Origin of the sequence: Janthinobacterium sp. RA13 (genome assembly GCF_000745325.1) — a bacterium.
Taxonomy (GTDB): domain Bacteria; phylum Pseudomonadota; class Gammaproteobacteria; order Burkholderiales; family Burkholderiaceae_D; genus Janthinobacterium; species Janthinobacterium rivuli.
The window spans coordinates 3,414,202-3,434,322 of the sequence record NZ_JQNP01000001.1 but is presented as its reverse complement, the minus strand read 5'-3'; the positions used below and the strand labels follow the sequence as shown (position 1 = coordinate 3,434,322).

At 62.9% G+C, this 20,121-nt stretch carries 17 protein-coding genes; 11 read left to right on the top strand and 6 right to left on the bottom strand.

Features of this window, described 5'->3' with window-relative positions:
- Window positions 1–5 precede the first annotated feature (5 nt).
- Window positions 6–875, bottom strand: a complete 870-nt coding sequence (locus FG13_RS15270) for an AAA family ATPase (protein WP_035822185.1) — start codon at window positions 873–875, stop codon at window positions 6–8.
- Between the two features lie 233 nt (window positions 876–1,108).
- Between FG13_RS15270 and FG13_RS15265 the strand changes: the two genes are divergently transcribed.
- Both FG13_RS15265 and FG13_RS15260 read left to right on the top strand, forming a co-directional pair.
- A complete protein-coding gene (locus FG13_RS15265) occupies window positions 1,109–1,438 on the top strand; it encodes a c-type cytochrome (protein ID WP_034746524.1) in 330 nt (109 codons plus the stop codon).
- Window positions 1,439–1,449: 11 nt separating this feature from the next.
- On the top strand, window positions 1,450–1,791 hold the full coding sequence (locus FG13_RS15260) for a c-type cytochrome (RefSeq protein WP_035822183.1): 342 nt from the start codon (window positions 1,450–1,452) through the stop codon (window positions 1,789–1,791).
- Window positions 1,792–1,805: 14 nt separating this feature from the next.
- Here FG13_RS15260 and norR read toward each other — a convergent pair whose 3' ends face one another.
- Window positions 1,806–3,359 carry a nitric oxide reductase transcriptional regulator NorR gene (gene norR, locus FG13_RS15255; protein WP_035822181.1) on the bottom strand — a complete coding sequence of 518 codons (1,554 nt, stop codon included), beginning with the start codon at window positions 3,357–3,359 and terminating at the stop codon, window positions 1,806–1,808.
- A gap of 150 nt (window positions 3,360–3,509) precedes the next feature.
- Here norR and nirK point away from each other — a divergent pair, with 150 nt between their 5' ends.
- Genes nirK through FG13_RS15240 form a run of 3 tightly spaced genes read left to right on the top strand, consistent with a single transcriptional unit; the run spans window position 3,510 to window position 7,978 of the window.
- Complete coding sequence (gene nirK, locus FG13_RS15250; RefSeq protein ID WP_035822179.1) at window positions 3,510–4,976, top strand: copper-containing nitrite reductase; 1,467 nt, start codon at window positions 3,510–3,512, stop codon at window positions 4,974–4,976.
- Window positions 4,977–5,006: 30 nt separating this feature from the next.
- On the top strand, window positions 5,007–5,684 hold the full coding sequence (ytfE, locus tag FG13_RS15245; protein WP_035822177.1) for an iron-sulfur cluster repair protein YtfE: 678 nt from the start codon (window positions 5,007–5,009) through the stop codon (window positions 5,682–5,684).
- Between the two features lie 14 nt (window positions 5,685–5,698).
- Complete coding sequence (locus tag FG13_RS15240; protein ID WP_035822175.1) at window positions 5,699–7,978, top strand: nitric-oxide reductase large subunit; 2,280 nt, start codon at window positions 5,699–5,701, stop codon at window positions 7,976–7,978.
- On the opposite strand, the gene FG13_RS15235 is transcribed toward FG13_RS15240, so the two are convergent.
- Window positions 7,975–8,397 (bottom strand): DUF1841 family protein, encoded by a 423-nt coding sequence (locus tag FG13_RS15235; protein WP_035822173.1) that lies wholly within the window; start codon window positions 8,395–8,397, stop codon window positions 7,975–7,977. The two genes, FG13_RS15240 and FG13_RS15235, sit on opposite strands and share 4 nt — an antisense overlap.
- A 443-nt stretch (window positions 8,398–8,840) precedes the next feature.
- On the opposite strand from FG13_RS15235, the gene mqo reads away from it, so the two are divergent.
- The gene (mqo, locus tag FG13_RS15230) at window positions 8,841–10,442 is read left to right on the top strand and encodes a malate dehydrogenase (quinone) (RefSeq protein ID WP_035822170.1); all 1,602 of its coding nucleotides are present in this window, start codon (window positions 8,841–8,843) and stop codon (window positions 10,440–10,442) included.
- A gap of 102 nt (window positions 10,443–10,544) precedes the next feature.
- Here mqo and FG13_RS15225 read toward each other — a convergent pair whose 3' ends face one another.
- A complete protein-coding gene (locus tag FG13_RS15225; protein WP_034780273.1) occupies window positions 10,545–11,177 on the bottom strand; it encodes an RNA pyrophosphohydrolase in 633 nt (210 codons plus the stop codon).
- 204 nt (window positions 11,178–11,381) lie between these two features.
- Here FG13_RS15225 and FG13_RS15220 point away from each other — a divergent pair, with 204 nt between their 5' ends.
- The gene (locus FG13_RS15220) at window positions 11,382–13,121 is read left to right on the top strand and encodes a proline--tRNA ligase (RefSeq protein ID WP_035822167.1); all 1,740 of its coding nucleotides are present in this window, start codon (window positions 11,382–11,384) and stop codon (window positions 13,119–13,121) included.
- Entirely contained in the window at window positions 13,118–13,744 is a 627-nt protein-coding gene (locus FG13_RS15215) for a lytic transglycosylase domain-containing protein (RefSeq protein WP_035822165.1), read from the top strand. Before FG13_RS15220 ends, FG13_RS15215 begins: the two co-directional genes overlap by 4 nt.
- Before the next feature lie 185 nt (window positions 13,745–13,929).
- Here the strand turns inward: FG13_RS15215 and FG13_RS29510 are convergent, their stop codons facing one another.
- Entirely contained in the window at window positions 13,930–14,325 is a 396-nt protein-coding gene (locus FG13_RS29510; protein ID WP_071653383.1) for an SWIB/MDM2 domain-containing protein, read from the bottom strand.
- A 355-nt stretch (window positions 14,326–14,680) separates the two neighbouring features.
- A complete protein-coding gene (gene ffh / locus FG13_RS15205) occupies window positions 14,681–16,048 on the bottom strand; it encodes a signal recognition particle protein (protein ID WP_034746567.1) in 1,368 nt (455 codons plus the stop codon).
- A 239-nt stretch (window positions 16,049–16,287) separates the two neighbouring features.
- On the opposite strand from ffh, the gene FG13_RS15200 reads away from it, so the two are divergent.
- The 3 genes from FG13_RS15200 (at window position 16,288) to FG13_RS15190 (ending at window position 20,102) form a co-directional block, all read left to right on the top strand.
- Window positions 16,288–16,797, top strand: a complete 510-nt coding sequence (locus tag FG13_RS15200) for a sigma-70 family RNA polymerase sigma factor (RefSeq protein WP_035822162.1) — start codon at window positions 16,288–16,290, stop codon at window positions 16,795–16,797.
- Entirely contained in the window at window positions 16,794–17,786 is a 993-nt protein-coding gene (locus tag FG13_RS15195) for a FecR domain-containing protein (protein ID WP_051959109.1), read from the top strand. The genes FG13_RS15200 and FG13_RS15195 overlap by 4 nt, the downstream gene beginning before the upstream one ends.
- Before the next feature lie 114 nt (window positions 17,787–17,900).
- On the top strand, window positions 17,901–20,102 hold the full coding sequence (locus FG13_RS15190; RefSeq protein WP_161784181.1) for a TonB-dependent siderophore receptor: 2,202 nt from the start codon (window positions 17,901–17,903) through the stop codon (window positions 20,100–20,102).
- The last annotated feature ends 19 nt before the right edge of the window (window positions 20,103–20,121 follow it).

The window sequence follows — 20,121 nt, the reverse complement described above, 5'->3', positions numbered from 1 at the left end:
GCTCCTTAGCGATTGGTGCGCGACATGAACATCAGGCGCTCGAACAGGTGCACGTCCTGCTCGTTTTTCAGCAGCGCGCCGTGCAGCGGCGGCACGACGGCCTTGTTGTCCTTGCTGCGCAGCGCTTCGAGCGGGATGTCTTCGGCCAGCAGGAGCTTGAGCCAGTCGAGGAATTCCGACGTCGACGGTTTCTTCTTCAGGCCCGGCACGTCGCGTACTTCATAGAAGGTTTGCAGCGCCTGCGCCAGCAATTCCTGTTTCAGGTGCGGGTAGTGGACGGCGACGATCTGCTCCATCGTGTCCTTGTCCGGGAATTTGATGTAATGGAAGAAGCAGCGGCGCAAAAAGGCGTCCGGCAATTCCTTCTCGTTGTTCGAGGTGATGATGACGAGCGGACGATGGCGCGCCGTGACCATTTCGCGCGTCTCGTAGACATAGAACTCCATGCGGTCCAGTTCGCGCAGCAGGTCGTTCGGGAATTCGATGTCGGCCTTGTCGATTTCATCGATCAGCAGCACCACCGGTTCGGGCGCCGTGAAGGCCTGCCACAGCACGCCCTTGACGATGTAGTTCTGGATGTCGCGCACGCGCTCGTCGCCCAGCTGCGAATCGCGCAGGCGCGACACGGCATCATATTCGTACAGGCCCTGCTGCGCCTTGGTGGTCGATTTGATATGCCATTGCATCAGCGGCATGTTCAGCGCGGCGGCCACTTCCTCGGCCAGCATGGTCTTGCCCGTGCCCGGTTCGCCCTTGATCAGCAGCGGGCGTTGCAGGGTCAGCGCCGCATTCACGGCCAGTTTCAGGTCGGCGGTGGCGACATAGCTGTCGGAACCTTCGAAGCGTTGGCCTTGCTGGGTGTGCTGTGCTTGCATGAGCGGTCTGCCAAAGTGGGGAAATGGTGAGTATAAACAGAACTGTGGCGCACTGCCACGCGGGCGGCCTGTGCCTGCCTGCCTACAATGCGGGTTTTATAGGTGGACTTGCAAGAATATCTTGGCTAGAATCGGCAAGCAGCAGATTAATTGGCAACCTTAATTGTCAATACATAAAATCAATAAAAACCAGCTCTGGCGTTTCTCCGATTACCTTTGTTCACATTGCCACTATGAAAAAAATATTTGCACTTCTCGTGCTTGCCGGCATAGCAAATGCCGTCACAGCGGCTGACATTGTAGGAAACGCCAAGGCAGCCCCTGCCAAGGTGGAAATGTGTATCGGCTGCCACGGCATTCCCGGTTACAAGGCAACCTTCCCTGAAGTATTCCAGGTGCCGATGATCGGCGGCCAGCCGGCAAAATATATCGAGAATGCGCTGCAAGCCTACAAGAAGGGCGACCGCAAGCACCCCAGCATGAAGGGCATCGCCAGCAGCCTGTCGGACCAGGATATCGCCGATGTCGCCGCGTATTATGCGCAACAAGCCAAGACGAACTGAGGACCAGCCCGATGAAAAAATTACTCGCCGCCCTCGTTTGTGCCACCGTCTCGTTTGGCGCCAGCGCCGCAGGCAATATCAATACCGGTAAAGCCCTGGCCGAAAAATACAGCTGCGCCACCTGCCACGGCAAGGATTACGGCTCACCCATCGACCCGTCGTACCCGAAACTGGCGGGCCAGCACAAGGATTACCTGGAACACGCGCTGACCGCGTATAAACGGGGCGACAAGGCCAACGGCCGCAACAACGCCATCATGACGGGCCAGGTAAAACCGCTGAGCAACCAGGACATCAAGGACCTGGCCGCGTATCTGCACAGCTTGCCGAGCAGCCTGGTGACTCACCGCTGAGCGGTATCGCCGGCTCAGGCTTTCAGCCCCACCCGGCGCGCCAGCTTGTGCAGGTTGCTGGCGTCGAGTCCCAATTGCCGCGCGGCGGCGGCCCAGTTATCCTGATGCAGCACCAGCGCTTGCCGGATGGCCTGGCGCTGGCTCGCTTCCACGATCTGATGCATCGATAGCGGAGATGCCGCCGGCGTGCCGCACGCTGGCGCCAGCGGTAGCGCGTCCGTGCCGGCCGGCGCTTCCAGCGCATCGAGGTCGAGCATATCCGTTTCCAGCGTTACTATCTCTTTGCGGTCCGCGCCGCGGATCACGGCTTTCAGCGCGGCCCGGCTGATCACATGTTCCAATTCGCGCACGTTGCCCGGCCAGCGGTAATGGCACAAGGCGTTTTCCGCCGCGGCGGACAGGCGCAGGCTGCGCAAGCCCAGGCGCGCGCGGTTCAGTTCCAGGAATCCCCCGGCCAGCAGCAGCACGTCATTGCCCCGCTCGCGCAGCGGCGGAATCGGCACGGGATACACGGATAAACGGTGATACAGGTCGGCGCGGAACGAGCCGTCGCGCACATGTTCGCGCAGGCTGCGGTTGGTGGCGGCGATCACGCGCACGTTGACCCGGCGCGGCCGGTCCGCGCCCAGGCGCTGGATTTCGCCATTTTGCAAGGTGCGCAGCAGCTTGGCCTGTATCGACAATGGCAATTCCCCCACTTCATCGAGAAACAGGGTACCCCCTTCGGCCGCCTCGAAGCGCCCGGGCCGGTCGCTGACGGCGCCGGAAAACGCGCCGCGCACATGGCCGAACAATTCGCTTTCGGCCAGGGACTCGGGCAAGGCCGCGCAATTGACGTGGATCAGGGGCTTGCCCGCGCGGCGCGACAGGCGGTGCAGGCGGTGCGCGCACAGCTCCTTGCCCACGCCCGTTTCCCCCAGCAGCAGCACGGGCAGTTCGGAATCGGCCACCACCTGCAATTCGTGCAGCAAATGCGTGATGGCGCTGCTTTGTCCCACGAAATCGTGTTCCTCGCGCGGCGCCTGCGCATCGGCCAGCATGGCGCCGCCCGACAGGCGCAGGGCGCGGATTTCCGTCTCCAGGCGCGTCACGCGCACTGCCGCCTCGATGGCGCAGGCCAGTTCGCCCAGGTCGCGCTGCGCCTGCGTATCGAAAGTGCCGACCTGCAGCGCGTCGAGCGTGATCACGCCCCAGCGTTCGCCTTCCAGGTCCAGCGCCATGCCCATGCAGTCGTGCACGGGCAGCGGTTCGCCGGCACGCTCGGCGATCAGGCCATCGTAGGGATCGGGCAGCGAGCTGTCGTGATGGAAGCACAGCACGCCGCGCCGCTGCAGGATGGCGGCCAGGCGCGGATGGTCGGCGACGGCAAAGCGGCGTCCCAGCGCGTCGCTGGCCAGGCCGGCCATCGCCACGGGGCGTAAATGCTCGCCATCGAGTTTGAGCAAGGCCACGGCCTCGCAGCCGAAGTGCGCGCGCAGGCTGCCGACGAGGCGCTGCAGGCGCACGGCCACGGGCAGGTCGGCGACCAGGTCGGTCAGTAACAGCAGGTGGATGGCGGTGGTGGTCATAAGTACCATGCAGGGTACAACGGACCACGTCCAAAGAGGGTCATACCGACCCTGCATTTTTCAAATCGTTGATTTAAAACAAGTTTTTCCTGGCACACGGATTGCCTAGGTAAGGGTGCCGAACCGGCATACAAGACCAAGGAAAGCTTGATGAAAACGACTCCCTCCCTCCGCGCCATCGCCGCCGCCGTCTGCGTACTGGCCATGCCCCTGTCCGTGCAAGCCCAGGCGAGCCTCCCGGCCAGCGCTGCCGCCACCGCCGCCAAACCTGTAGCTGCAACGCTCAAGCGCTATGAACTGCAAACCAATATCGTCGATGGCAAGATGGTGTTCATCGACGCCAAGGGCCAGGTCAACCCCGTGCTGGCGGCCAAGGTGGGCGACACGGTGGAACTGGTGCTGAAAAGCGGTGAAGGCGCCGAGCACGATCTGCTGATCCCGGAACTGAACGTGGCATCCGCCAAGTTCAGCGCCAACAGCGGCAGCACCACCGTGCGCTTCAAGGTCACGCGCGCCGGCACGTTCACCTATTACTGCTCGATTCCCGGCCACCGCCAGATCGGCATGGAAGGCAAGCTGGAAGTAAGCGGCACCTCGCTGGCCGAGACGGCGGCACCGAAGGCTGCCAGCGAATCGAGCCAGGCCGCCGCGCTGGCCCTGTACACGCCCGCACCGTCGCCGATGCGCGGTCCCGATCCTTCGGCCGTCAACGTGGCGGCCAATCCGGCCTCCGTACCGTCCGCCATCGGCGCGCGCGCGCCGCAAACCCTGAAATACCGGATGGAGACGGTGGAGTTGCCGGGCAAGCTCGATGACGGTACCAGTTTTACGTACTGGACTTTCAATCGCCAGGTGCCCGGCCCCATGCTGCGCGCGAAGGTGGGTGACACGGTGGAACTGACCCTGTTCAACGCCAAGGACAGCAAGATGATCCACTCGATCGACCTGCATGCGGTGACGGGCGGCCATGGCGGCGGACAGCACACGCAGGTGGCGCCGGGGCAGGAAAAAACCGTCACCTTCAAGGCGCTCAATCCGGGCCTGTTCGTGTACCACTGCGCCACGCCGCTGGTGCCGCAGCATATCGCGGCCGGCATGTACGGCATGATCCTGGTCGAACCGGAAGGCGGCCTGTCGAAAGTCGACCGCGAGTACTACGTGATGCAGGGCGAGATGTACACGGGCCGTCCGCACGGCGCCCCCGTGCACCAGGAGCCGAACCTGGAAAAAATGGCGAATGAGCTGCCCGACTACTACGTCTTCAATGGCGAAGTGGGCGCCCTGAGCAAGACGCACAAACTGCAGGCGAAAGTCGGCGAGACGGTGCGCATCTATTTCGGCGTCGGCGGCCCGAACAAGATTTCATCGTTCCACATCATCGGCGAGATCTTCGACAAGGTGTACAGCGAAGGCTCGATCAGCAGCCCGAAACACGACGTGCAAACGACGCTCGTGGCGCCGGGCGGCGCGACCATCGTCGAACTCAAGGTACAGCACCCTGGCAGCTATCTGCTGGTCGACCATGCGCTGTCGCGCGCAGGCAAGGGCGCCGTGGGCGTGCTGGAAGTGACTGGCGAAGCCGTGCCCGGCGTCTACCACGCGGGCGCCGTTCAATAACACCACCACATTCATCATCAAGGAGTATCTATGGAACTGATCGAACAATCCCTGGGCCAGCTGGCCCGCCGCATCCCCGGCGCCACGCGCCTGTTCGATGCGCACCGCCTGGATTTCTGCTGCGGCGGCAACAAGACATTGCGCGCGGCGGCCGAAGCGGCCGGCGTGGACACGGCGCCCATCGTCGAGGAACTGAAACTGCTGGCAGGACGGACTGACGCCAGCGGCGAGCTTGACTGGCAGGAGGCCTCGGCCACCGAACTGGTGGAGCACATCCTGGCGCGCTACCACGCCGTGCACCGCGAGCAGCTGCCCGAGCTGATACGCCTGGCACGCAAGGTCGAGCAGGTGCATGGCGACCGCGCCGACTGTCCGCACGGGTTGGCGGAACACCTGTCGGCCATGGCGCAGGAGCTGGAAAGCCACATGCGCAAGGAAGAAGACGTGCTGTTTCCGATGATCGTGCGCGGCCAGGGGCCCCGGGCCGGCGCACCGATCAACGTGATGCGCATGGAGCATGACGACCATGGCGTGGCCTTGCGCGCCATGGAGGCAATGACGAACGATATCACCGCGCCGGCCGGCGCCTGCACCACCTGGCGCGCGCTGTACACGGGCTTGCGCACCTTCCGTGCAGACCTGATGGCGCACATCCATACCGAAAACAATATCCTGTTCGAGCGCTTTGCGCCGGCCGTGGTGCACTGACAAAGGAAAGACCCATGGGTCCCTACAAAAAACTCTGGTTCACCCTGATCGGTGTGCTGATCGTGACGTTTTCGCTGCTCGGCTACTACGGCACGGAAGTCTACCGGCAGGCGCCGCCCATTCCCGCGCAAGTGCTGGCGCAGGATGGCCGGCAGCTGTTCGACCGCGAGGGCATCCTCGATGGCCAGACGGCCTGGCAATCGGTGGGCGGCATGCAGCTCGGTTCCATCTGGGGCCACGGCGCCTACCAGGCGCCCGACTGGACGGCCGACTGGCTGCACCGCGAATTGACGGCCTGGCTGGAACTGGCCGCGCAAGAACAGCATGGCAAGGCGTACGCGGCGCTCGACGGCCCCGCGCAGGCGGCGCTACGCGAAGCGCTCAAGCTCGAATACCGCGGCAACCGCACCGATGATGCGCAAGTGCTGCGCCTGTCGCCGCGCCGCGTGCAAGCGATCGCCAACACGGCGCACTACTACGACCAGCTATTCTCCGACGCGCCGGCGCTGCACGCCAGCCGCGAGCATTTCGCCATGAAGGAAAACACCCTGCCCAGCGCCGAGCGGCGCGCGCAGATGACGCAGTTCTTCTTCTGGACGGCGTGGGCCGCCGCCACCGAGCGTCCTGGCCAGAAAGTAACCTACACGAACAACTGGCCGCATGAACCGCTGATCGGCAACCAGCCCAGCGGCGAAAACCTCGTCTGGTCCGTTGCCAGCGTGGTGGTGCTGCTGGCCGGCGTGGGCTTCCTCGTCTGGGGCTGGGCTTTCTTGCGCGACCACGATGAAGCGCTGCCGGCCGCCGGCCCGCGCGATCCGCTCACCACGTTCGCGCTGACGCCTTCGCAGCGTGGACTGGGAAAATATCTGTTCCTGGTGGTGGCGCTGTTTACCTTCCAGGTCTTCATCGGCGGCTTTACGGCGCACTACACGGTGGAAGGGCAGCAGTTCTACGGCGTCGACGTGTCGCGCTGGTTCCCGTATGCGCTCACGCGCACCTGGCATATCCAGGCCGCGCTGTTCTGGATCGCCACGGGCTTCCTGGCCGCCGGCCTGTTCCTCGCGCCCCTGATCAATGGCGGCAAGGATCCCAAGTGGCAGCGCCTGGGTGTCGACGTGCTGTTCTGGGCCCTCGTCGCGGTCGTCGTCGGTTCGTTCATCGGCAACTACCTGGCCATCGCGCAAGTGATGCCACCCGAGTGGAATTTCTGGCTGGGGCACCAGGGTTATGAATATGTGGACCTGGGACGCTTGTGGCAGATCGGTAAATATATCGGCATCCTGCTGTGGCTCGTGCTGATGCTGCGCGGCGTCGTGCCGGCCCTGCGCCAGCCGGGTGGCGACAAGAACCTGCTGGCGCTCCTGACCGCATCCGTCGGCGCCATCGGCCTGTTTTACGGCGCCGGCCTGTTCTACGGCGAACGCACGCACCTGTCGGTGATGGAATACTGGCGCTGGTGGGTCGTACACCTGTGGGTGGAAGGCTTCTTTGAAGTGTTCGCCACGACTGCGCTGGCCTTCATCTTCTCGACTCTGGGCCTGGTGTCGGTGCGCATGGCCACGACGGCCAGCCTGGCGTCGGCCTCGCTGTTCATGCTGGGCGGGATACCCGGCACTTTCCACCACCTGTACTTCGCCGGCACCACCACGCCCGTGATGGCCATCGGCGCGAGCTTCAGCGCGCTGGAAGTGGTGCCGCTGATCGTGCTGGGGCATGAAGCGTGGGAAAACTGGCGCTTGAAGGAGCGCGCGCCGTGGATGGAGCAGTTGCGCTGGCCCATGATGTGCTTTGTCGCCGTCGCCTTCTGGAACATGCTGGGCGCCGGCGTGCTGGGCTTCATGATCAACCCGCCCGTGGCCTTGTACTATATCCAGGGCCTGAACACGACCCCCGTGCATGCGCATGCGGCGCTGTTCGGCGTGTACGGCTTCCTGGCGCTGGGCTTTACCTTGCTGGTGCTGCGCTATCTGCGTCCCGACTACCGTTTCAGCCCTGCCTTGATGAAGACGGCGTTCTGGGGCTTGAATGCGGGACTGGTGCTGATGATCTTTACCAGCTTGCTGCCGATTGGCATCATCCAGTTCCACGCCAGCGTGACGGAAGGCCTGTGGTATGCGCGCAGCGAGGCATTCATGCAGCAGCCGCTGTTGCAGAACCTGCGCTGGATACGCACCTTCGGCGACGTGGTCTTCATCGTCGGCGCGGTGGCCATGGCGCTGCAGGTGGTGCTGGGGTTGATGGGCAAGGCGCCGAAAGCGCCTGTACTGCAGCCGCAGGCGGTGCAGCCCGGTTAACGCCTGCGGACGCAGTCGATGTAGGCTTCAGTATCCGGCGGCAATCCCGAGCGCTGCGAAGCCCAGATCATCTGGCCCAGGCATTCCATCACTTCGTGCTGGGCTGCATGGGCCGAATCGAGGCGCTGGGTCAGCTGCTGGACGGCCGGGCGGATACCGCGCGGCTGGTCCACCTGCACTTGTTCCGTGATCGACAGATGCATGGACAGGTGCAGGAAAGGATTGGCTTGTCCGCCTTCGACGGAGTAATCGCGCGCCAGCGCCGCTTCGACGTCGGATAGCTCGTTTTCATACTCGGGATGTTCGAGGATCCAGTCGAGTGCGATGGCTTCCATCGGCGTGAGGATGTCATGGGCGCGGTGCTTGCGCAAGGTGTCGCAAAAGAAGCGGCGCACATCGTCGGAAGAAGGGTTGAACATGGCTGAAGGACTGTGGCTAAAGGGCAGCCGGCATTGTACCGCGTACATAAATAAAGGGCATCGAGGATGCCCTTTTTGCCGTCTGGCGTCCGCTTTCGTGACCCGATAGTCACCTCAATTTAATACCCTGCAGTAAGTATTATCCACTACCGCCACGGCCCGGCGGCGCCAAATAACGGTGATAAAATCGCCGCTCTTGATATTTGCACTGGACATGACGGCGATTTTATTGCCATTCCCCTGTTTTCATTGCCCGCACCTTTGCCACCAGATATTGCTCCAGGTATATCCCGGAGCGCGGCAGCATGCCTATCACCATCGACCTTGACCTGTCCGGCCGCCCTGGCGTTCCGGCTGGCTGGCTGTTTGCATTCCATACAGCGATGGTGCCGCCACGGTGGCGCGCAAGAATCATCCTTCAGTATTCATAAACGGAGTTACGTATGCGTAAATCGCTATTACTTTTGATGTCGTGCCTGATCCTGGCGGCATGTAACAAGACCCCTCCGGCCTCGTCCGAAAAACCGGTCGACGTGCTGTTGATCGGCGCCGGCACCATGAGCGCCACCCTGGGCAGCATGCTCAAGGAACTCGACCCGTCGCTGACGATGGAAATGGTCGAGCGCCTCGATTCCGTGGCCGCCGAAAGTTCGGACGCGATGAACAATGCGGGCACGGGCCACTCGGCATTCGCCGAGCTGAACTACACGCCGGAAGCGGCCGATGGCAGCATCGAGACCAAGAAAGCCGTTGCCATCAACGAGCAATTCGAAATTTCCAAGCAATTCTGGGCTTATCAGGTCGCTAACAAGCACCTGGGCGCGCCGCAGACCTTCATCAACAACGTGCCGCACATGGCCTTTGTATGGGGCGACGACAATATTGCCTTTTTGAAGAAGCGCTATGCTGCGCTGCAAAAGGAAAACTTGTTCAAGGGCATGCTGTTCTCGGAAGACCAGGCGCAGATCGAACAATGGGCGCCGCTCGTCATGCAAGGCCGCGACAAGGGCCAGAAAGTGGCCGCGACGCGCATGGAAATCGGTACCGACGTCAATTTCGGCAACCTCACGCGCGGTCTCGTGAAATACCTGACGGACAGCCACGGCATGGTCCTGCACCTGCGCCACCAGGTGGAAGACATCCAGCGCGGCGCCGATGGCGTGTGGAACGTCACGGTGAAAGACCTGGCCGCAGGCAAGGAAAAGACCATGCGCGCCAAGTTCGTCTTCATCGGCGCCGGCGGCGGTTCGCTGCCGCTGCTGGAAAAATCGGGCATTCCTGAAGCCAAGGGCTACGGCGGCGTGCCGGTCGGCGGCCAATGGCTGGTGACCACGAATCCGGAACTGGTGGCGGCGCATGCGGCCAAGGTCTACGGCAAGGCGTCCGTCGGTTCGCCGCCGATGTCCGTACCGCATCTCGATACGCGCATCATCGACGGCAAGAAAGCCCTGCTGTTTGGCCCGTTTGCCACCTTCTCGACCAAGTTCCTGAAAAACGGTTCGTGGATCGACTTGCCTGCCTCGATCGGCACGGGCAATGTGAAACCGATGCTGCAAGCCGGTTACGACAATATTCCGCTGACGAAATACCTGGTGGAACAGGTCATGAACTCGCCGGAAGACCGTTTGAACACCCTGCGCGAGTACTTGCCGAACGCCAAGATGGAAGACTGGACCTTGCAAAACGCCGGCCAGCGCGTGCAGATCGTCAAGGATGACCCTGTCAAAGGCGGCTTGCTGCAGTTCGGCACAGAAGTCGTCGGCGCCGCCGATGGCAGCATCGTTGCCCTGCTGGGCGCATCGCCAGGCGCTTCGACCGCGCCGCCGATCATGATCAAGGTGCTGCAAACGGCATTCAAGAGCCGTCTGGCCACCCCGGAGTGGCAAGCCAAGATGGTGGAAATGGTGCCGTCGTATGGCCAAAAGCTGAACAACGATCCGGCCCTGGCCAACAAGATCCGCCATTACAGCAGCAATATCCTGGGCTTGAAAGCGATCACCCTGGATGTGGCACCAGCGCCAGCACCGGCGCCTGCGGCAAACTAAGTCAGCCTGAGCGGCAGGGGAGTTTCCTGCCGACATGAAAAAAGGGGCAGCCTGTTCAGGCTGCCCCTTTTGCGTGGGAGAGTGCGTTCATGGTGCGGCGGACTACTCCTTGCCTGGCAGAATCAGCTCCGGCGTACACCCTTCGGCGGCGATGCCGTCGCAAGGCTTGGCCAGTGCCGTGCCATCCTGCGCCCGTGGCGCATGGGGCTGGCGCAGGTAGCGCGACGTGTGGCGGTGCGCTTGCTGTGCGTTGCCATGCACGGGCCAGGTCAGGAAGCGGGACAGCTCCTGCAAGGCGCGCTGGTAAACATCGCGTTTAAATTCAATGACGACATCGAGCGGGACCCAGTATTCATGCCAGCGCCAGGCGTCGAACTCGGGATGGTCGGTCAGGCGCAGATTGACGTCGTTATCGCGCGCGCACATTCTCAGCAGAAACCAAATCTGCTTCTGGCCACGGTAATGGCCGCGAATCTCGCGCTTGATGAAGTGGTCTGGCACTTCATAGCGCAGCCAGTCGCGGGTGCGGCCGACAATTTTGACGTGTTCCTGTCTGAGTCCGATTTCCTCTTCAAGTTCGCGAAACATGGCTTGTTCCGGTGTTTCGCCATATTTGATACCGCCTTGCGGAAACTGCCATGAGTGCTCGCGCACCCGCTTGCCCCACCACACCTCGTTCTGGGCGTTTAGCAGGATGATGCCGACGTTGGGCCGAAACCCTTCACGGTCGAGCATAATGCACCTCAAACTTTCTGCGACAGTGCGTCTTTTTTTACATAATTACCCACAACTTCGCAAGCCGGTGACCTTTTCGGGGTGCGAAAAGCGCCGGAATCGCACCAATTGAGCGCATTTGTGTAAAGTATGGACGCATCAGCCAGCTAATCCTTTAAAATTAGGTTGATTATAACCCTCTCTTTTTAAAAAGAATTCACCGTTATGCGCGCCTCCCGTTTTTTTATTTCCACACTTAAAGATGCACCTTCTGACGCGGAAATCGTCAGCCACCAATTGATGATGCGTGCAGGCATGATCAAACGCCTCGGTTCCGGCATCTATACCTACATGCCGATGGGCTTGCGCGTGATCCGCAAGGTGGAAGCCATCATCCGTGACGAGATGAACAAAGCCGCCGGTATCGAACTGCTGATGCCGCTCGTGCAGCCAGCCGAACTGTGGCAAGAGACGGGCCGCTGGACCAAGATGGGCGACGAACTGATGCGCGTGAAAGACCGCCACGGCCGCGAATACGCGATCCAGCCGACGTCGGAAGAAGTCATCACCGACGTCGTGCGCACGGAAATCAAGTCCTACCGCCAGCTGCCGTTGAATTTTTATCACATCCAGACCAAGTTCCGCGACGAGCGCCGCCCACGCTTCGGCCTGATGCGCGGCCGCGAATTCACGATGAAGGACGCCTACTCGTTCGACCGCGACCTGGCCGGCATGCAAGCGTCGTACAAGGTCATGTTTGACGCCTACACGCGCATCTTCACGCGCTTTGGCCTGAAATTCCGCGCCGTGGCAGCCGACAACGGCGCCATCGGCGGTTCCGGTTCGCATGAATTTCACGTCATCGCCCACACGGGTGAAGACGCGCTCGTGTACTGCCCGACCTCCGATTACGCCGCCAACATGGAAGCGGCCGAAGCGCTGCCGCCAGCCGGTGAGCGCCCAGCCGCCGCCCAGGCACTGACGAAAACGGCCACGCCGGACACCGTCAAGTGCGAAACCGTGGCCGCCTTGCTAGGCCTGGAACTGTCGCGCACCGTGAAAACCATCGCCCTGACGGTGGAAACGACGGGCAAGGACGAGAAAGTCACGAAACAGCACTTCATGCTGCTGCTGCGCGGCGACCATGAATTGAACGAGATCAAGGTGGGCAAGGTTGCCGGCCTGGCCGGTCACCGTTTCTCGACGGAAGCGGAAATCCTGGAAGTCTACGGCACGATTCCTGGCTACCTGGGCCCGATCGGCACGCAAGCCCCCGTCACCGTGGTGGCGGACCGCACGGTCGCCCACATGAGCGACTTCGTCTGCGGCGCGAATGAGGCCGGTTTCCACTACACGGGCGCCAACTGGGGCCGTGACGTGGCCGAGCCTGCCATCGTGGCTGATTTGCGCAATGTCGTCGCCGGCGACGCTTCGCCGGACGGCCAGGGCGCACTCGCCATCGAGCGCGGCATCGAAGTGGGCCACGTGTTCCAGCTGGGTACGGCGTACTCGGAAAGCATGAAAGCCACCTTCCTCGACGAAAACGGCAAGCCTGCGCCGCTGCAGATGGGTTGCTACGGCATCGGCGTGACGCGCATCCTGGGCGCCGCCATCGAACAGAACTTCGACGACAAGGGCATCATCTGGCCAGCATCGATCGCGCCATTCGAGGTCGTGCTGTGCCCGATGGGCATGGACCGCAGCGAACTGGTCAAGGAAGAGACGGAGAAGCTGTACGCGGCCCTGCAAGGCGCTGGCGTGGACGTCATCGTCGACGACCGCGGCTTGCGCCCTGGCGCCATGTTCGCCGACTGGGAACTGATTGGCGTGCCGCACCGCATCGTCATCGGCGAGCGCGGCCTGAAAGAAGGCAAGCTGGAATACCAGGGCCGCCGCGATACGGAAGCTTCCGGCGTGGCACCGGACGAGATCGTCGCCTTCATCCAGGGCAAAATGGCGCAGTGAAGCGTTTATCTGTAAGCAAGACGGCTGGCGCGCTCGCGCTGGCCGCCGGCCTGGCCTGCGTCTCTCCGGCGCAGGCCGGCAACCAGAAGGAGGAGGCGCTGGCCGACTCCGTCCGTCTGGCCCTGTCGCACGCGATCCGCGACGAACGCCCGCCGCAGCCCAAATTTGCCACGCCCGCCGACTTGCAGCGCTACCAGCAATGGCTGGCGCAGATGTCGTCGCGCCTGCAGCGCAAGCTGCCGGACGCCCAGCTGCGCACGGAATTTCTGGAAACCGTCTGGTATGAAGCGCGCCGCGCGGGCCTGGAACCGGCCCTCGTGCTGGGCCTGATCCAGGTGGAATCGGCCTACCGCAAATATGCCGTCTCGCTGGCCGGCGCGCGCGGCTACATGCAGGTGATGCCGTTCTGGACGGGTGTCATCGGCGACCATGACCGCAGCAAGCTGTTTCACATGCAGACGAATCTGCGCTACGGCTGCGCGATCTTGCGCATGTACCTGGATATGGAACGAGGGGATTTGTATCTGGCGCTGGGGCGGTATAACGGCAGCCGGGGCAGGGCCGAGTATCCGAATGCGGTCAGGGCGGCGTGGCGGCAGTGGGAATTCAAGCCGGCCGGGTGATGGGTTGGGGTCGGACCCTGCGGGACTCGGCGTCCCCGTCCGACCCCAGTATTTGCCGGGTTTCATGTTTTTTAAACCCCGCAACGGCCGGGGTCAGACCCGACAGGGTCTGACCCCAAAAAAAATGCCCCGCTCGCGGATGCGGCGGGGCACTCACACGGCGTAGACGCCCTGTGCGTATCTGATTATTTCAAATGATCGGAGATCAGTTTGGTCATTTCAAACATGGAGACTTGGGCTTTGCCGCCGAAAACTGCTTTCAGCTTGTCGTCCGCATTGATCATGCGGCGGTTGGCCGGATCTTGCAGATCGAGTTTTTTGATGTAATCCCATACCTTTTTGGTCACTTCCGTGCGCGGCAGTGGTGCTGCGCCAACAACGGCGGCCAGCTCTTTCGATGGCGTCATTGCTTTCATGAATGCTGCGTTTGGCTTGCGTGGTGTTGCCGGTGCTGCCGCTTTCTTCGCCGCTGCTGGTTTAGCTGCTGCTTTGGCTGCGGGTGCTGCTTTCTTGGCGGCTGCAGGCTTGGCTGCTGCTGCTTTGGCTGGCGCTGCTACTGGGGTTTTTTTGGCTGTTGCCATCTTCGAGCCTCCTTAACAAACACATGGGAAATTGCGCAATTAATCGCACGGCTAATATTGGTGTGGATTTACCTTGTATGCAAGTGTTTTTCACGTTTTCACGAGGAAAAAGCAGGGAAATGGCAATGCTGTCGCCCGGGCGCACCGCTTGGGAGCGCAGAACGGCGTTTTTGCCCGTAAATGGCATGGTTGCTGGCTATGCGGGAAGGGGCGCTGCCGGGGGAGGGAAGAGTGATGCCGGACACATGAAAATGCAATCCGGCATTATTTAGAACGGTGTTTTTAGGGTTTCAAACGAAGATGCCGCGGCATCTCGAAGGCGATCAGAATCCCCGTGAGCGGGGATTCTGACTCCTTACCTCATTCCCGGCATCATGCCTTTCATACTGCGCATCATCTTCATCATGCCGCCGCCCGACAATTTCTTCATCATCGTCTGCATTTGCTCGAATTGCGTCAGCATGCGGTTCACTTCCTGCACCTGCACGCCGGCGCCGGCGGCGATGCGGCGCTTGCGCGTGGCCTTGATCAGTTCAGGCTTGGCGCGTTCCTGCGGCGTCATCGAATCGATGATGCCGCACATGCGGCGCACCTGCTTGTCGGCTTGATCCATGTTCTTGCCGCCTGCCGCCTGCTGGAACTGGGCCGGCAGCTTGTCCATCAGGTTGGCCATGCCGCCCATTTTCTTCATCTGGCCCAGTTGCGCCTTGAAGTCGTTCATGTCGAACTTGCCGCCGACCTTGATTTTTTGCGCCAGGTCGGCCGCCGCCTTGCTGTCGACGCCCTTGCGCGCTTCTTCCACCAGGGCGAGGATGTCGCCCATGCCCAGGATGCGGTTGGCCATGCGGGTCGGGTCGAACGCTTCCAGGCCGTCGAGTTTTTCCGAGACGCCGGCAAACTTGATCGGTTTGCCCGTGATGTGGCGCACGGACAGGGCCGCACCGCCGCGCGCGTCACCGTCAAGCTTGGTCAGCACGATACCGGTCAGCGGCAGCGCATCATTGAAGGCCTTGGCCGTGTTGATGGCGTCCTGGCCCAGCATGGCGTCGACGACAAACAGGGTTTCGATCGGTTTCACGGCGCCGTGGACGGCGGCGATTTCGCGCATCATCTCTTCGTCGATACCGAGACGGCCCGCCGTATCGATGATCAGCACGTCGTGGTAATGCTTTTTCGCCCAGTCCAGCGCGGCCAGGGCGATATCGACCGGCTTGTCCGTGCTGGTGGACGGGAAGAAGTCGGCGCCTACCTGGGCGGTGACCGATTGCAGCTGGGCGATCGCGGCTGGGCGATACACGTCGGCCGAGACGGTCAGCACTTTCTTCTTCTTTTCTTCCTTCAGATACTTCGCCAGCTTGCCGACGGTGGTGGTTTTACCCACACCCTGCAAACCGGCCATCAGGATGATGGCGGGCGGCTGCTGCGCAAAGCTGATCTGCGACGCTTCCGGTCCCAGGTCGGCGCCCATCAGGGCGGCCAGCTCGCGCTGCACCACGCCCACCAGGGCCTGGCCTGGCGTGAGCGAGGAAATGACATCCTCGCCCATGGCTTTTTCTTTGACTTTGGCGATGAATTCGCGCACGGCGGGCAGGGCGACGTCGGCTTCGAGCAGCGCCAGGCGCACTTCGCGCAGCATGTCGGCGGTGTTCGCTTCGGTCAGGCGCGCCTCGCCGCGCATGGTCTTGACGACTTTGGCAAGCCGTTGGGTGAGATTATCTAGCATGATGAACCTGCAATGAAAAGCTTGGGGGTGGGCGGCGCAAGCCGGACGATGGGCGCCATTTTACCCCATCGCGGGTGGCTGGCGGTCCCGCGCTGCGCCGCCTGGCGGTTGGCCTGCTTTTGAATTACTTGGTATTTCTGGCAATGCCGCGATTGCATGAATGGCAGGAACGCGGTTAGAATGAGAATAATTCTTATTTACATTCTCGGGCGCCGCACGCCCGGGCGGAAAGGGATGCCATGTCGGCCGCCGATTTTGCACAGCAACAAGACCTGCACGCGCTCTACAGCAGCCATCACGGCTGGCTGCAGGGCTGGCTGCGGCATAAGCTGGGCAATGCAGGCGACGCGGCGGACCTGGCGCAAGATACCTTCATCAGCGTGCTGACGGCCGATGCCGCGCCGCAGATCCGCGAAGCGCGGCCTTTCCTGGCCACCATCGCGCGCCGCCTGGTGGCGCACCGCCACCGCCGGCAAGTGCTGGAAGATGCGTATCTGGAGGCGTTGGCCTGTTTGCCGCCCGAGCTGGCGCCCGCGCCCGAGGAACGGTTGCTGGCGCTGGAAGCCTTGCAGGAAATCGACCAGGCCCTCGACGGCTTGCCGGCGCCCGTGCGCACGGCGTTCCTGCTGGCGCAACTGGAGGGCCTCAGCTATGCCGAGATCGCCGCGCGCCTGAACGTGTCGGCCAGCTCGGTCAAGCAATACCTGACGCGCGCCAATCGCCAGGTGTTTTTCTCGCTGCCGGCATGAGCACGGTGGGGAATGCTGCGGCCCCGGCGGCCATCCGCGAGGATGTGCAGCAGCAGGCGGCCGAGTGGCTGACCATGCTGATGTCGGGCGAGATGGACGCGGCGCAGCACGCCGCATGGCAGCGCTGGCGCGAGGCCGACCCTGAACATGAACGGGCCTGGCGGCATATCGAAGCCGTATCGCAGCGCTTCAACGGCTTGCACCGCGGTGCGGCCGCGCAGGCGCTGGCCGGCACGCAGCAGCAAGCCGTCAACGGCAAGCGGCGCCAGTTGCTGGCGTGGCTGGGCGTGGCGGCCGGCGGCGGCATGCTGGCCGCGCAGACGGATGCCTGGGATGGCGTGCGCGCCCTGCGCGCCGACTACCGCACGGCCACGGGCGAGCGGCGCGAGGTGGTGCTGGACGATGGCAGTGTGCTCAGTCTGAATACGGCTTCGGCCGTGAACGTGCGTTTCGACGCCAGCCGGCGCCTGATCGAGCTGCTGGCTGGCGAGATCCTCGTCACCAGCGGCCATGGCGCCGGCAGCGGCGCGCCTTTGGTGGTGGCCACGCGCGAAGGCATGGTGCGCGCGCTGGGCACGCGCTTTGCCGTTCGCCAGCAGGATGACTACAGCACCGTGGACGTGTTGGAAAGCGCCGTTGAAATCCTGCCCCGCGATGGCAGCGGCGCGCCCTTGCTGCTGGCGGCCGGCCACGGCGTGGCGTTTTCCCGCCAGGCGCCAGACGCGCCGCACGCCATCGATGCGTATGCGCACGCCTGGTCGCGTGGGCAACTGATCGTCGACGACGTGACCCTCGGCGATTTCCTGGCCGACCTGGCCCGCTACCGCCCCGGCGTGATCGATTGCGCGCCGGAGGTGGCCCAGCTGCGCCTGTCGGGCGTGTTCCCGCTGGCCGACACCCAGCGCATCCTGAACATGCTGCCCAATTCGCTGCCGGTGCAGGTGCGCAGCCGCACGCGGTATTGGGTCAGCGTCGAACCGGCGCCGTAGTACCCCACAAAAAATATTTGCAGCCGGACTGCCCGTTTTTCGTTTTCGCGGCACCTACAGAGTAGGGCGCCTGTTTTTCACCGTCTGATGACGCCACTACTATCAGGAACTTGCATGTTTCACGCTTTGAATTTTGTCAGTTTGCCATCTCATCACTGCGCATTGCGTCCGCTGGCGCAAGCGGCTGCCGCCCTGTGCCTGGCCGCCAGCCTGCCGGCGCTGGCGCAGCAGGCCACGCCTGCCATCCCTGCTGCCGAACAGACCATGCTCGGCGTGTCCGTCACGGCAGGGCGCGATGCGACAACAGAAGGCAGCGGCTCCTACACGACAGGCGTGAGCAATACGGCCACCAAGCTGAACCTGTCGCTGCGCGAGACGCCGCAGTCGGTCAGCGTGCTGACGCGCCAGCAGATCGATGACCTGGGCATCACGACCCTGGACGATGCGGTACAGTCGATCACGGGATTGGTCATGCAAAAGGGCAACTTTACGGGTGATTCGGGCAGTTTCAGCGCGCGCGGTTTCCCCGTCGAGAACATCCTGTTCGACGGCTTGCCTACCAGCCTGGGCGCGAACGGCACCTTCAATGGCGACAATGACGATCTGGCCATCTACGACCGCATCGAGGTGGTGCGCGGCGCCACGGGCTTGATGACGGGCAGCGGCACGCCCAGCGCGGCCATCAACATGGTGCGCAAGCGCCCGACGGCCATGCCGCGAGCGTCATTCTCGGCCAGCGTGGGCAGCTGGAGCAACTACCGCCTGGAAGCCGATGCGGCCAACGCGCTCAACGAAGCGAAGACCCTGCGCGGGCGCATCGTCGCGACGGTGCAGGACAAGAAGGATTTTGTCGACGTGCTGCATGGCCGCAATCACCAGCTGTACGGCATCATCGAGGCGGATCTGCGCCCCGACACCACCTTGACCGTGGGCGCGCATTACCGCAAGACGGATAACGACGGCGTCGCGACGGGCGTGGTGACGGCCGCCGACGGCAGCTTCTTGAATTTGCCCCGCTCGACTTACCTGGGCACCGACTTCGATGGCTGGCGCCAGACGGATAAAACCATCTTCGCGGAACTGGAACACCGCTTCGGCAATGGCTGGAAGGCCAAGCTGGCCGCCACGCACAAGACGCCCGAGATCGACACGACGTTTTCCGGCATCAACCGCCGCGGCGACACCCTGCGCTTCAATTCGCAAAGCTACCGCGCCGAACTGGCCAATACCAGCTATGACGCGTATGCCAGCGGCAGCTACAGCCTGTTCGGCCGCGAGCATGAGCTGACGGTCGGCGCCAGCCACCGCCGTTCGTCGAAAAACAGCTATGGCGGCTGGGCGGCGTACACCCGGCAAGCGAGCGCGCCGGTGATCGACCCCTACCACTGGGATGCGGGCGGCGTGGCGCGCCCCGTCATCAATTACGCGCAGTGGGGCACGGCCAGCATCACCGAGCAAAGCGGCGTGTATGCGGGCACGCGCATGCGCCTGGCCGAGCCGCTGTCGCTGGTGCTGGGCGGGCGCGTGAGCTGGTACAAGGACGATGCCGGCTACTCGGTGGCGCGCGAATTCACGCCGTACGCCGGCGTCGTGTATGACCTCGACAAGCAGCATTCCGTGTACGCCAGCTGGACCGAAATCTTCCAGCCGCAAGCGGCCACCGACGCCCATGCGCAGCCATTGAAGCCGATCAGCGGCACCAACTATGAAGCGGGCGTGAAGGGCGAATACTTCGGCGGCGCCCTCAATGCCAGCGCGGCCGTGTTCCAGATCCGCCAGCAAAACCGCGGCGTGGACGACCTGGCCGGCCCGGATCCCTGCCCCGGCAGCACCTGGGGCTATTGCCAGCGCGCGTCGGGCGAAGTGCGCAGCGAAGGCGTGGAGCTGGACGTGGCGGGCGCGCTGACGCCCGACTGGCAGCTGTCGGCCGGTTTTACGTATGTGAAGGCGCAATTTACGCGCGACAGCGATCCGGCCAATATCGGCAAGGACTTCAACAGCCGCTATCCGCGCCAGCAGCTCAAGCTGGCCACCAGCTACCGCCTGTCCGGCGCTGCGCAGGGCTGGCGCATCGGCGCTTCGGTGTACGGGCAGGGCGCGACCGAGTCGAAGGAAGGCGCCTACCATCTGCGCCAGGGCCGCTACGCGATCGTGGGTCTGAACGCCGCGTGGCAGATCGACAGCCGCGCCGAGCTGCGCCTGAACGTGAACAATGCGCTCGACAGGCGCTACTACCAGAGCATCTACTCCGATGTGGTAGGCAACCTGGTAGGCACGCCGCGCAACCTGATGCTGACCTTGAACTACACACTGTAAATAATCGCTTTTGAATGAT